Source organism: Actinomadura sp. NPDC048394 (assembly GCF_040651755.1).
Classification (GTDB): domain Bacteria; phylum Actinomycetota; class Actinomycetes; order Streptosporangiales; family Streptosporangiaceae; genus Spirillospora; species Spirillospora montaniterrae.
The window spans coordinates 75,182-87,091 of sequence record NZ_JBEZJL010000043.1 but is presented as its reverse complement, the minus strand read 5'-3'; the positions used below and the strand labels follow the sequence as shown (position 1 = coordinate 87,091).

The window sequence follows — 11,910 nt, the reverse complement described above, 5'->3', positions numbered from 1 at the left end:
GCCCCACCGGGAAGCTCGCGAAGCGAGTTCGCGCTCGCCCAATCACGGTCAAGGGCCGAGCCGCCAGGCGAGGCCCTTGGGCCGGGATTGCAGCCAACACAGCATGGTACGGTGAAGAGTCGCCGGGTGGGTCCCGGCGCGGCCGAGCTGCACCCTCATGCGGCTCGCCACCTCTCAAAACGCACCATGCGGACCCGAGCGCCCACCGGGCCCGGATCTGCGGGTGACGATCTCATCGAAGGAGCCACGTGTCGCTCGACACCGCCACGAAGAACCAGATCATCGCCGAGTACGCGACCACTGAGGGTGACACCGGATCCCCGGAGGTCCAGGTCGCGCTGCTGACGCGCCGCATCAACGATCTGACCGAGCACCTCAAGGAGCACAAGCACGACCACCACAGCCGCCGCGGCCTGCTGCTGCTGGTCGGCCGTCGTCGCCGGCTCCTGAAGTACCTGAGCAACAAGGACATCAACCGCTACCGGCAGCTGATCGAGCGACTCGGTCTGCGCCGCTAGCACGGTGAGGGAGTGGCCCGCCGGGCCGCTCCCTCTCTTTCTGTGACCCGGACGGGGCAGCGACGTCCCGTCCGGGGGTAAGAACCGAAGAGAAGAGCCTCGCGGACACCGCTGGTGCGGGCCGGTCCTCGGTAGTGGCTTCCGGATCCGTCTCGCCGCATCGGCGGGCCTGACGATCCGGGTGCTTCGATCGAAGACCGGCAGCGTGACAAGCCACGGGAAACGGCCGCGAGGTCCGACGCCGAAACCTGAGGAGGTTTCCCGTGACAGAAGCCGTGCGCATCGACGGAGCGCAGAGCACCGAGGCCGTGATCGACAACGGCACGTTCGGCACCCGCACCATCCGGTTCGAGACGGGCCGGCTGGCCCGCCAGGCGGCCGGTTCCGCCGTCGCCTACCTCGACGACGAGACGATGGTGCTGTCGGCGACCACCGCGTCGAAGAAGCCCAAGGAGAACCTGGACTTCTTCCCGCTGACCGTGGACGTCGAGGAGCGGATGTACGCGGCCGGGCGCATCCCCGGCTCGTTCTTCCGCCGCGAGGGGCGCCCGTCCGAGGACGCGATCCTGACCTGCCGGCTGATCGACCGGCCGCTGCGGCCGTCGTTCCGCAAGGGGCTGCGCAACGAGATCCAGATCGTCGAGACGATCATGGCGTTGCACCCCGACCACCTGTACGACGTCGTGGCGATCAACGCCGCGTCGATGTCCACCCAGCTGGCCGGCCTGCCGTTCTCCGGCCCGATCGGCGGCGTCCGCGTCGCGCTGATCGACGGCCAGTGGGTCGGCTTCCCGACCCACCCCGAGCTGGAGCGCGCGACCTTCGACATGGTCGTCGCCGGCCGGGTGCTGGAGGACGGCGACGTCGCGATCATGATGGTGGAGGCGGAGTCCACCCGCGACACCATCAAGCTCGTCGGCGAGGGCGCGACCGCCCCGACCGAGGAGACCGTCGCGCAGGGCCTGGAGGCGGCCAAGCCGTTCATCAAGGTGCTGTGCCAGGCGCAGAGCGACCTCGCGGCCGTCGCCGCGAAGGAGACCGCCGAGTACCCGATCTTCCTGGACTACCAGGACGACGTGCTCGCCGCCGTCACCGACGCCGTCAGCGGCGACCTCGCGCAGGCGCTGACGATCGCCGGCAAGCAGGAGCGCGAGAGCCGCCTCGACGAGATCAAGGCCGCCGCGCAGGAGAAGCTCGCCGAGCAGTTCGAGGGCCGCGAGAAGGAGATCTCCGCCGCCTACCGCGCCGTCACCAAGAAGCTGGTCCGCGAGCGGGTCATCCGCGACGGGCTGCGCATCGACGGCCGCGGGCTGAAGGACATCCGCCAGCTCACCGCCGAGGCGCACGTCCTCCCGCGGGTGCACGGGTCGGCGCTGTTCGAGCGCGGCGAGACGCAGATCCTCGGCGTGACGACGCTGAACATGCTCCGCATGGAGCAGATGATCGACACGCTGAACCCCGAGCGCACCAAGCGCTACATGCACAACTACAACTTCCCGCCGTACTCCACCGGCGAGACCGGCCGGGTGGGCTCGCCCAAGCGCCGCGAGATCGGGCACGGCGCGCTCGCCGAGCGCGCGCTGATCCCGGTGCTGCCGTCGCGCGAGGAGTTCCCGTACGCGATCCGGCAGGTGTCGGAGGCCCTCGGGTCCAACGGCTCCACCTCGATGGGCTCGGTCTGCGCGTCCACCATGTCGCTGCTGGACGCGGGCGTCCCGCTCAAGCAGATGGTGGCGGGCATCGCGATGGGCCTGATCAACGAGGGCGACGAGTACGTCACCCTCACCGACATCCTCGGCGCCGAGGACGCGTTCGGCGACATGGACTTCAAGGTCGCGGGCACCCGCGACCTGATCACCGCGCTGCAGCTCGACACCAAGCTCGACGGCATCCCCGCCTCGGTGCTGGCCGCCGCGCTGAAGCAGGCCAAGGGCGCCCGCCTGGCGATCCTGGACGTGATGCAGGAGGCCATCGAGGCGCCCGCCGAGATGAGCCCGAACGCGCCGCGGATCATCACCATCAAGGTCCCGGTCGACAAGATCGGCGAGGTCATCGGCCCGAAGGGCAAGATGATCAACTCGATCCAGGACGACACCGGCGCGGACATCACGATCGAGGACGACGGCACCATCTACGTCGGCGCGACCGACGGCCCGTCCGCCGAGGCGGCGCGGACCGCGATCAACGCGATCGCGAACCCGCACATGCCGGAGGTCGGCGAGCGGTTCCTCGGCACCGTCGTCAAGACCACCACGTTCGGCGCGTTCGTGTCGCTGCTGCCCGGCAAGGACGGCCTGCTGCACGTCTCGCAGATCCGCAAGCTGCACGGCGGCGCCCGGATCGAGAACGTCGACGACGTGATGGGCGTCGGCGAGAAGATCCAGGTCGAGGTCACCGAGATCGACCAGCGCGGCAAGCTGTCGCTGGTGCCGGTCGAGGTGATCGAGCGCGAGGCCGCCGAGCGCGCCGACGGCGGCGAGCCCGCCGCGGCCGCCGAGGCCGACGGCGACGCGGGCGACTCCGGTGAGCGCCGCGAGCGCCGCGAGGACGGCGACAAGCGCGCCCCGCGCCGCCGCCGCACCCGCCGCGGCTCCGACGACGCCGGCCAGCGCAACTCCTGACCGAGCACGCGATGACCGACCGGCCTGCCCGCCCCGGGCAGGCCGGTCGGCCGCTTTCCGCCCCCCGAACCGTCCCGTCCCCGGACCACCACCGAATGCGAGCGACACCGTGACCCTGCCGGCGCGGGCGCAGGAGCCCGGCACCACCACCACGATCCACACCGACGACGCCGGCGCGGTCCGCCGCACCGTGCTGCCCGGCGGGCTGCGGATCATCACCGAGTCGACGCCGGCGGTGCGGTCCGCGGCGTTCGGCGTCTGGTCGGCCGTCGGGTCCCGCGACGAGGCGCCCGCGGACGCCGGCGCCAGCCACTACCTCGAGCACGTGCTGTTCAAGGGCACGAAGCGGCGGTCGGCGCTGGAGATCTCCGCCGCGATCGACGCGGTCGGCGGCGACCTCAACGCGTTCACCGCCAAGGAGTACACCTGCTACTACGCGCGGGTGCTGGACTCCGACCTCCCGCTCGCCGTCGACGTCGTGTCCGACATGGTCGCCGACTCGGTGAACCGGCCCGAGGACGTCGAGGCCGAGCGCGGCGTGATCCTCGAAGAGATCCACATGCGCGACGACGACCCCGGCGACCTCATCCACGACGAGTTCGCCACCGCGCTGTACGGCGACACCCCGCTCGGCCGCCCCATCCTCGGCACCGAGGACTCGATCAACGCGCTGTCCCGCGACCGCATCCACGGCTACTACCGGGAGCATTACACCCCGTCCAACCTGGTGGTGTCCGTCGCCGGGAACATCGACCACGACGAGGTCGTCCGGCTGGTGTCGGACGCGTTCGCCGGGCACCTGACCGGCGACGCCGAGCCCGCCCCGCCCCGCGTCGGCGGGCCCGCCGCGGCCGTCGACCCCCGCACCGTCATCATCGACAAGGACACCGAGCAGGCGCACATCGTCCTCGGCGTCCCCGGCGTCTGCCGCACCGACGACCGCCGCTTCGCCCTCGGCGTCCTCAACGCGGCGCTCGGCGGCGGCATGTCGTCCCGCCTCTTCCAGGAGATCCGCGAGAAGCGCGGCCTGGCCTACTCGGTGTACAGCTACACCGCCCAGTACGCCGACTCCGGCATCTTCGGCGTCTACGCCGGCTGCCAGCCCGGCAAGGTCGAGGAGGTCCTGTCGATCTGCCGCGACGAGGTGGGCCGCGCCGCCGAGCAGAGCCTCACCGAGGAGGAGCTCGAACGCGGCAAGGGCCAGCTGCGCGGCGCCATGGTCCTCGGCCTGGAGGACACCGGCTCCCGGATGAGCCGCATCGGCAAGAGCGAGCTGGTGTACGAGTCGCTGCTGCCCGTCGACGACGTCCTCGCCTGCATCGAGGCCGTCACCCTCGACGACGTCCGCGCCGTCGCCGGCGAGATCCTCGCCGCCCCCCAGGCCCTCACCGTCATCGGCCCCGTCGGAGACCGGCTGAGCTAGCCCAGGGGGGCGACCCCCTGGAACCCCCGTTGCGACGGACGACGCGTTTCCCGCTCCGCTAGAGCTCCGCGCGAAACGCGTCGTCCGTCGTCGGGCATGCTCGCTGCGCTCGCTAGCGCTCGCTCCGCGGGCCTGCCCGTGGCCGTGGCTGAGCTCTGGGCTTCCGCCGGCGTGTTCAGTCGGCGGCTCGGTTAGGGACGAGGGGCGTCCGGGTATCGGGGCGGGGTGAAGATCCTCATTCGGGTGCTCATCTCCGCGATCGCGCTGTGGGTGGCGGCCGCCGTGGTGGACGGCATCGACGTGCGGGGCGGCAGCACGGGCGAGAAGGTGCTCACGCTGCTCGTCGTCGCGGTGATCTTCGGGATCATCAACGCGGTGCTGAAGCCGGTCATCAAGGTGCTCGGCTGCGTGTTCTACATCATCACGCTGGGGCTGATCGCGCTGGTGGTGAACGCGGGGCTGCTCATGCTGACCAGCTGGGTGGCCGGGGAGCTGGACGTGCCGTTCCACGTGGAGTGGTTCTGGCCCGCGTTCTGGGGGGCGATCATCATCGGCGTGGTGAGCTGGCTGCTCAACCTGTTCGTCGCCGGCGACGACCGGGACTGACGCGCGGGAGGCGGCGTCCGGGCCGGTAGGCTCGTCGCACGCTGCATCGGGAGGAACACGTGATCAAGGTTGGGGTGCTGGGCTCGCGCGGCCGCATGGGGGCCGAGGTGTGCCGGGCCGTGCAGGGCGCGGACGACATGGAGCTCGTCGCGGCCGTCGACCAGGACGACGACCGGGAGCCGCTGACCGCCGCCGAGGTGGTCGTCGACTTCACCCGCCCGGCCGTCGTCATGGACAACCTCAAGTGGTGCGTGGACCACGGGCTGCACGCCGTCGTCGGCACCACCGGGTTCGACCCGTCGCGGCTCGACACGGTCCGGTCGTGGCTGACCGGCGGCAAGGGCCCGAACGTGCTCATCGCCCCGAACTTCGGCATCGGCGCGGTGCTGATGATGCACTTCGCGCAGAAGGCCGCCCCGTTCTTCGAGTCCGTGGAGATCGTCGAACTGCACCACCCGAACAAGGTGGACGCCCCGTCCGGCACCGCGTACCGCACCGCCGAGCTGGTCGCCGCCGCCCGCGCGGAGGCGGGGGTCGCGCCGCCGCCGGACGCCACCACCGAGGAGTTCGACCGCGCCCGCGGCGCCGACGTCGACGGGATCCACGTGCATGCCGTCCGGCTGTCCGGGGCCATCGCGCACCAGGAGGTCGTGCTGGGCGGGCACGGCGAGCTGTTCACCATCCGGCACGACTCGATGAACCGCGAGTCGTTCATGCCGGGGGTGCTGCTGGCCGTCCGCAAGGTCGTGGACGCCTCCGACCGGCTCACCGTGGGCATCGAGTCGCTGCTCGGCCTGTGATGGAGTTCGCCGCCGAGCCCTGGGACTACCTCGCCGCGTCCGAGGCGATCGACATCGAGCATCCGCTCGTCCAGCAGATCGCCTCGGACCTGCGCACCGGCGACGACGTCGCCTACGCCCGCGCGGCGTTCGAGCACGTCCGAGACCGGGTGCCGCATTCGATGGACGCCGGCGACGACCGCGTCACCTGGCGGGCCTCCGACGTCCTGGAGCAGCGGACCGGCCTCTGCTACGCCAAGTCGAACGCCTACGTCGCTCTGCTGCGGGCCGGGGGCATCCAGGCGGGTCTGTGCTACCAGCTGGTGGACGGGTTCGTCCACGGGCTCAGCGCGGCCCTGATCGACGACCGGTGGGTCCTTCTCGACCCGCGCGGCAACAACGACGAGGTCCACGTGGAGTTCTCCGCGTCGGAGGACCGGCTCGCGTACCCGTCGGTGCCCGTGCTGCCGACGGTCCACGCGGTGCCGCACCCCGCCGTCCTGAAGGCCCTCCAGTCGATGTCCACGCTCACCGTTGAGGCGCTCCCCACCACGCTCTAGCGGACGCGGGACAGGCGGACGAAGGGGAGCTCGCGGCCCACGCGCCGGTAGTCGTCCTTGGTGCCGTCGACGATGAAGCCCATGTAGCGGAGGAGCCTCGCGGTGGCCCGGGGATGGCGCGGCGCGTAGCGGATCATCAGCTCCCCGCCTTCCTCGGCGTCCAGGGGACGGGCCGTCACGGCGAACCGACCGCGCCCCACCTGGACGGTCGCCCGCGGCGTCTTCAGCAGGTTGCGGTACCAGTCGGCCCGGGGGCCGAAGCCGGAGCACACGATGTAGTCGTCCCCGGTGTGCTCGACGACCTCGACGACCGCCTGCCGCGGCTCGCCGGACGCGCGGCCGACGTGTTCGAGGAGCAGGAAGCGGTCACCGAACAGCGGGCCCAGGCCCATCCGGTACAGGTGGACCGGCAGCCGGAACAGGGTCCGGCGCAGCCCCGACGGCGGCGCGGGCCGCTTGGGGATCTCCATGGCGCTCCCTCCCCGGCCCGTCCTACCCACGACGGGCCGGGGAAGTCGCGTCAGTCCAGGACGGCGAGGTCGAGGCGCTCCAGCCGGACCGGGTCGGCGAGGATGTCGATCGCGACGATCCGGCCGCCGGCGACGGTGAACGACAGCACCGACGCGGGGCGGTCGCCGTCCATCGAGATGACCCCGGCGGTCCCGTTGACCAGCGCGGGACGCGAGGTGTACGCCGCGCTGCGGCTGAAGGTGACCGCCTGGTCGGCGACGATGCGGGCGCCGCGCAGGTGCTGCCACCCGGCGGCGCCGAGGTCGGCGCGCAGTTCCACGTCCGGGTCGAGGACCGCGACGAGGGCCTCGAAGTCCCCGCCGCGCGCCGCGGCGTGGAACGCGTCGACGACGGCGCGCTGGCGGGCCCGGTCGCGCTCCGGGACGGGCGCCGCGCCCCGGACCCGGCGGCGGGCCCGGCTGGCGAGCTGCCGTGCCGCCTCCGGGGACCGGCCCACGATCGGCGCGATGTCCTCGAACGGCACGGCGAACGTGTCGTGCAGGACGAACGCGAGCCGCTCGGCGGGCGACAGCGACTCCAGCACGACCAGCAGCGCGAGGCCGACGGAGTCGGCGAGCAGCGCCTCCTGCTCGGGGTCGGTGCCGGACGCCGGCGCGATCACCGGGTCGGGCAGGCGCTCGTCGATGGGGTCCTCGCGGCGGGACGTGCGGGATCGCAGCATGTCCAGGCACACCCGCCCGACGACGGTCGTGAGCCATCCGCCGAGGTTCGCGACGGCGCCGGTGTCGGACCTGCTCAGCCGCAGCCACGCCTCCTGGACGGCGTCGTCCGCCTCCGCCAGCGATCCGAGCATCCGGTAGGCGACGGCCTTCAGATGCGTCCGGTGCTCCTCGAACCGGTGCGCCAGGAAGTCGCGCTCGTCCATCGTTCCCCCCTCGTCGGCCACGTTCCACCACACTGACGGATCAGCCGCGCCGGATGTGACCGGGTTGTCGCGCGCGGAAGCGCGGCCTTAACGTTCGTCGGGTGGACGACTCGATCGCGCGCGACCTGTGGACGGTCCTGGAGCCGCTGCACGCGGTGACGTACTTCTCCCCGGAGTGCCTGGAGGCGAACAAGGACGTGGGGCTGAAGGGCTTCTGGATGGGCTACTTCGGCAGCCGCGGCGCCCCGCTCGGCGCGGTGCCGGCGGGCGTGGTGGAGGCGACGTTCTTCGGGTTCCATCCGTCGCGGGTGCGGCGGGCCGTCCCGGACGCGTGGCGCTTCGCCTCGCCGGAGAGCATCCTCGCGGTGCGGGGCGTGGCGGCGGCGCGGGCCCTCCGCAGGATCGTCCCGGGCATCGAACCGGCCGCCGCCGAGGTGGCGCCGCTGCTGCGCCGGGCGGTCGAGGAGGCGGACGCGGCGGGTCGCCCCCTGTTCGGCGCCAACCGCGACCTGGACGTCCCCGACGACCCCGTCGAGGCGCTCTGGCAGGCCGCCACGGCGCTGCGCGAGCATCGCGGCGACGGTCACGTGGCCGTCCTGGCGAGCGAGGGCCTCGACGGCCTGACCTCGAACGTCCTCGCCGCCGCCGTCGGCGCGGTCGTCCTCGACCAGATGCTGGCGGCCCGGGGCTGGACGCGCGAGCAGTGGGACGAGGCGGCGGACGCCCTCGCGGCCCGCGGCCTCGTGGACGGCGGCACCGCCACCGGCGCGGGACGCGCCCTCAAGGCCCGCATCGAGGAGCGCACCGACGCGCTCGCCGCGCCGCCCTACCGCGTCCTGGACGACCCGAAGGCCCTCTACGACCGCCTCGTCCCCGCGGCACGGGCCGTGGCCGACGCGGGCGAGATGCCCTTCCCGAACCCGATCGGCCTGCCCCGCGTCGGCGCGGGCTAGCCGCGCGTGGGGGTCTTGGAGAGGTCGACCTCGGTGATGCTGCGGGTGATGCCCGCGGCGGAGTAGGCGGCCTCCTCGTCGAGGGTCTCGGCCTCCAGCAGCGCGGCGGCGAGCGAGTCGAGCTGGTCGCGGTGCGCGCGCAGGGTCTCGAGGGCCTCGGCGTAGCACTCGTCGACGATGCGGCGGGCCTCCAGGTCCACGGCGTCCAGGGTGCCCTGGGCGGCGTACTGGCCCATCGGCTCCATGCCGTCGGACGGCAGGATCGACAGCGGGCCGACCTTCGGCGACATGCCCCAGCGGCCCACCATCCCGCGAGCGATCTTGGTGACCTGCTCCAGGTCGCTCTCCGACCCCGTGGTGATCACGCCGAACACCAGCTCCTCGGCGGCCATCCCGCCGAGCGCGCCGATGATCCGGCCGCGCAGGTACCGCTCGTCGTAGGCGTAGCGGTCGCTGTCGGGCGTGGACACGGTGACGCCGAGCGCCCGGCCGTGCGGCACGATCGTGATCTTGCGGACGGGGTCGGCGCCCGGCTGCAGCATGCCGAGCAGCCCGTGCCCGGACTCGTGGTAGGACGTGCGGCGCCGCTCCTCGTACGGCATGACCAGCGCCCGCCGGGTGCCGAGCTGCACCTTCTCCAGCGCGGTCTGGAAGTCGTCCATGTCGACCGCGCCCTTCTCCCGCTTGACGGCGAGCAGCGCGGCCTCGTTGACGAGGTTGGCCAGCTCGGCGCCCGTCATGCCGGGGGTCATCCGCGCGACCGAGAGGATGTCGGCGTCGCCGCCGAGCGGCACCTCGCGGGTGTGCACCCGCAGGATCGCGACGCGGCCGTCCAGGTCGGGCGGCGAGACGGCGACCTGCCGGTCGAACCGGCCCGGTCGCATCAGCGCCGGGTCGAGGATGTCGGGACGGTTCGTGGCGGCGATGACGACGACGCCCTCGGAGCCGGAGAACCCGTCCATCTCGGTGAGGATCTGGTTCAGCGTCTGCTCGCGCTCGTCGTGGCCGCCGAGGCTGGCGCCGCTGCCGCGGGCCCGGCCGATCGTGTCGATCTCGTCGATGAAGATGATCGACGGGGCGGTCTTGCGGGCCTCGGTGAACAGCTCGCGGACGCGGGCGGCGCCGACGCCGACGACCATCTCGATGAACTCCGACGCGGCGGCGGAGTAGAACGGCACGTTCGCCTCGCCGGCGACGGCGCGGGCCAGCAGCGTCTTGCCGGTGCCGGGCGCGCCGGTGAGCAGCACGCCGCGCGGGACGCGGGCGCCCATCCGGCGGTACTTGCCGGGGTCCTTGAGGAAGTCGACGACCTCGCTGAGCTCCGCCTCGACCTCGTCGATGCCGGCGACGTCGGCGAACGTGGCGCGCTTCTCGTCGGGTGCGACGGGCTTCGGCGAGCGGCCGAAGCCGCCCATGAGGCCGCCGCCACCGCCGCCGGTCATCCGGCGCTGCAGCCACACCATGACGCCGATCCACAGGCCGACGAACAGCAGCGTCGGCAGCAGCGACAGCGCCAGGTTCGCGAGCAGGCCGCGGTCCTCGTTGACGGGCTTCGCCTCGACCTCGACGCCCTTGTTCACCATCTCGGTGTAGATCTTGTCGTCGGCGAACGCCGGACGCAGCGTCTCGAACGCCGTGTAGGTCTTCTTCGGGTCCTTCTGCCCGGGCACCTGCTGCGCGCTCTTCAGCTTGCCCTGGATCTGGTAGCCCTTGGTGTACACGTCCTTGACGTTCCCGGCCTGCACCTGCTGGGTGAAGGCGGTGTACGGGACGCTCACCTTGTCCTGCTGCCCGGTGTAGTGCATCGAGACGTAGCTCAGCCCGAACACCACGAGCAGCAGCAGCCAGAACAGGGACGTGTTGCGGCGGGGACGCCAGCCGCCGAAGCCGCCGCCGGCCTTCTTCGGCCGCTCGGGCACGCCCTCGGCGCGCCAGGGCCGGTCGGGGTCGTTGCGCGGCGGCACCGACTCGCGCCGGTCGCGCTCCGCGGAACCTGCACGCTGCGCCGCCGCCTCGCTCGGCTGTGGCGCGGGTCGCTTGGACGGCACGTCTGGCATCTCCCGGTACGCATCGCCCGCGGGTGGCACGGGCGATCGGCTTCAACGGAATCCCGGTTCGGGGCTCCGGGGAGGTAAACGGGATTCCCCTACGAGACGTTCCCGTGCCGTATCAGCGGTGGGCGAACGCACAGTCCGGGTGTGGCGCGGGTCACTGCGGCCCGGTGGGGGTGGTGAACCCGTACTTGTTGAAGAGCCGCTGCGCCTCGGACGTGAGCAGCCAGGCCACGAACTCCTCGGCGTCGCGGAGGTGGGGGCCGTCCTTGACGGCCGCCGCGGAATAGGTCGCGGTGACGTTCTCGTCGGCCGGGATCGGCACGCTGCTGACCGCGACCCCGGCGGACCGCAGGTCGGTGACGTAGACCACGCCCGCGTCGGCGTCGCCGATCCGGATCTGGTCCAGCACGGCCCGGGAGCTGATCTCCTCGGCGCTCGTCCGGACGCTCACCCCCGCCTTCGCGAACGCCTGGCGGGTGTAGCGGCCGATCGGCACCGACGCGGCTCCGGCGACGACCCGCAGCCCGCGCCGCTCCAGGTCGGCCAGGCCGCGGACGCGCTTGGGGTTGCCGGGGCCGACGGCGATCGTCAGCGCGGTCGCGGCGATGGCGCGGCGGTGGCCGTCCAGGTACCGGTCGGCCTGGTCCAGGCTGGCACTGTCCGCGGTCGCCAGCACGTCGCCGGGGTCGCGTTCGGAGAGCCGCTCGGCCATCTCCGTCGAGCCGCCGAACTCCGCCCGCACCCGGACGTCCGGGTGCGACTGGCGGTAGGCCGTGCCCATCTCGCCGAGCACCTCCGTGAGCGACGAGGATGCCAGTACCGTGAGCGTCACCGGCCCGGACGACCCGCCGCACCCCGCGGCGAGGCCGAGCAGCAGGACCGGGACGAGCAGGGCGGACGCGCGGGCACGCCCGACGGCGCCGGTGAGGCGCGCTCGGGGGGAGTCGGGCATATCGCAGAATCCTAGGGAGGGGCCCGGTCCGTCCCTCGCATTCGCCCC

11 protein-coding genes are annotated in these 11,910 nt (G+C 72.5%); 7 read left to right on the top strand and 4 right to left on the bottom strand.

Features of this window, described 5'->3' with window-relative positions; translation table 11 throughout:
• Nucleotides 1-248 precede the first annotated feature (248 nt).
• The 6 genes from rpsO (at nt 249) to AB0C78_RS29385 (ending at nt 6,507) form a co-directional block, all read left to right on the top strand.
• Entirely contained in the window at nt 249-518 is a 270-nt protein-coding gene (gene rpsO, locus AB0C78_RS29410) for a 30S ribosomal protein S15 (protein WP_021599383.1), read from the top strand.
• A 281-nt stretch (nt 519-799) separates the two neighbouring features.
• The gene (locus AB0C78_RS29405) at nt 800-3,139 is read left to right on the top strand and encodes a polyribonucleotide nucleotidyltransferase (protein ID WP_360753955.1); all 2,340 of its coding nucleotides are present in this window, start codon (nt 800-802) and stop codon (nt 3,137-3,139) included.
• A 109-nt stretch (nt 3,140-3,248) separates the two neighbouring features.
• The gene (locus tag AB0C78_RS29400; RefSeq protein WP_360753947.1) at nt 3,249-4,562 is read left to right on the top strand and encodes a pitrilysin family protein; all 1,314 of its coding nucleotides are present in this window, start codon (nt 3,249-3,251) and stop codon (nt 4,560-4,562) included.
• Between the two features lie 225 nt (nt 4,563-4,787).
• A complete protein-coding gene (locus AB0C78_RS29395) occupies nt 4,788-5,168 on the top strand; it encodes a phage holin family protein (protein ID WP_360753944.1) in 381 nt (126 codons plus the stop codon).
• Between the two features lie 59 nt (nt 5,169-5,227).
• Nucleotides 5,228-5,968 carry a 4-hydroxy-tetrahydrodipicolinate reductase gene (gene dapB / locus AB0C78_RS29390; RefSeq protein ID WP_151545811.1) on the top strand — a complete coding sequence of 247 codons (741 nt, stop codon included), beginning with the start codon at nt 5,228-5,230 and terminating at the stop codon, nt 5,966-5,968.
• Nucleotides 5,968-6,507: a transglutaminase family protein gene (locus AB0C78_RS29385; RefSeq protein WP_360753953.1), complete on the top strand. Its 540-nt coding sequence runs from the start codon at nt 5,968-5,970 to the stop codon at nt 6,505-6,507. The genes dapB and AB0C78_RS29385 overlap by 1 nt, the downstream gene beginning before the upstream one ends.
• On the opposite strand, the gene AB0C78_RS29380 is transcribed toward AB0C78_RS29385, so the two are convergent.
• The gene (locus tag AB0C78_RS29380; RefSeq protein ID WP_360753942.1) at nt 6,504-6,977 is read right to left on the bottom strand and encodes a nitroreductase family deazaflavin-dependent oxidoreductase; all 474 of its coding nucleotides are present in this window, start codon (nt 6,975-6,977) and stop codon (nt 6,504-6,506) included. The two genes, AB0C78_RS29385 and AB0C78_RS29380, sit on opposite strands and share 4 nt — an antisense overlap.
• A gap of 50 nt (nt 6,978-7,027) precedes the next feature.
• The gene (locus tag AB0C78_RS29375) at nt 7,028-7,903 is read right to left on the bottom strand and encodes a sigma-70 family RNA polymerase sigma factor (RefSeq protein ID WP_360753940.1); all 876 of its coding nucleotides are present in this window, start codon (nt 7,901-7,903) and stop codon (nt 7,028-7,030) included.
• Nucleotides 7,904-8,004: 101 nt separating this feature from the next.
• Between AB0C78_RS29375 and AB0C78_RS29370 the strand changes: the two genes are divergently transcribed.
• Nucleotides 8,005-8,856 (top strand): hypothetical protein, encoded by an 852-nt coding sequence (locus AB0C78_RS29370; RefSeq protein WP_360753937.1) that lies wholly within the window; start codon nt 8,005-8,007, stop codon nt 8,854-8,856.
• Here the strand turns inward: AB0C78_RS29370 and ftsH are convergent.
• Both ftsH and modA read right to left on the bottom strand, forming a co-directional pair.
• Entirely contained in the window at nt 8,853-10,904 is a 2,052-nt protein-coding gene (ftsH, locus tag AB0C78_RS29365) for an ATP-dependent zinc metalloprotease FtsH (RefSeq protein ID WP_360753935.1), read from the bottom strand. The two genes, AB0C78_RS29370 and ftsH, sit on opposite strands and share 4 nt — an antisense overlap.
• 160 nt (nt 10,905-11,064) lie before the next feature.
• The gene (gene modA, locus AB0C78_RS29360; protein WP_360753932.1) at nt 11,065-11,862 is read right to left on the bottom strand and encodes a molybdate ABC transporter substrate-binding protein; all 798 of its coding nucleotides are present in this window, start codon (nt 11,860-11,862) and stop codon (nt 11,065-11,067) included.
• Nucleotides 11,863-11,910 lie beyond the last annotated feature (48 nt).

What these genes read in the sequence shown, in the direction of transcription:
- AB0C78_RS29380 (WP_360753942.1), bottom strand. Translation starts at nt 6,977, where the DNA reads ATGGAGATCCCCAAGCGGCCCGCGCCGCCGTCGGGGCTGCGCCGGACC.
- modA (WP_360753932.1), bottom strand. Translation starts at nt 11,862, where the DNA reads ATGCCCGACTCCCCCCGAGCGCGCCTCACCGGCGCCGTCGGGCGTGCC.
- AB0C78_RS29375 (WP_360753940.1), bottom strand. Translation starts at nt 7,903, where the DNA reads ATGGACGAGCGCGACTTCCTGGCGCACCGGTTCGAGGAGCACCGGACG.
- AB0C78_RS29385 (WP_360753953.1), top strand. Translation starts at nt 5,968, where the DNA reads ATGGAGTTCGCCGCCGAGCCCTGGGACTACCTCGCCGCGTCCGAGGCG.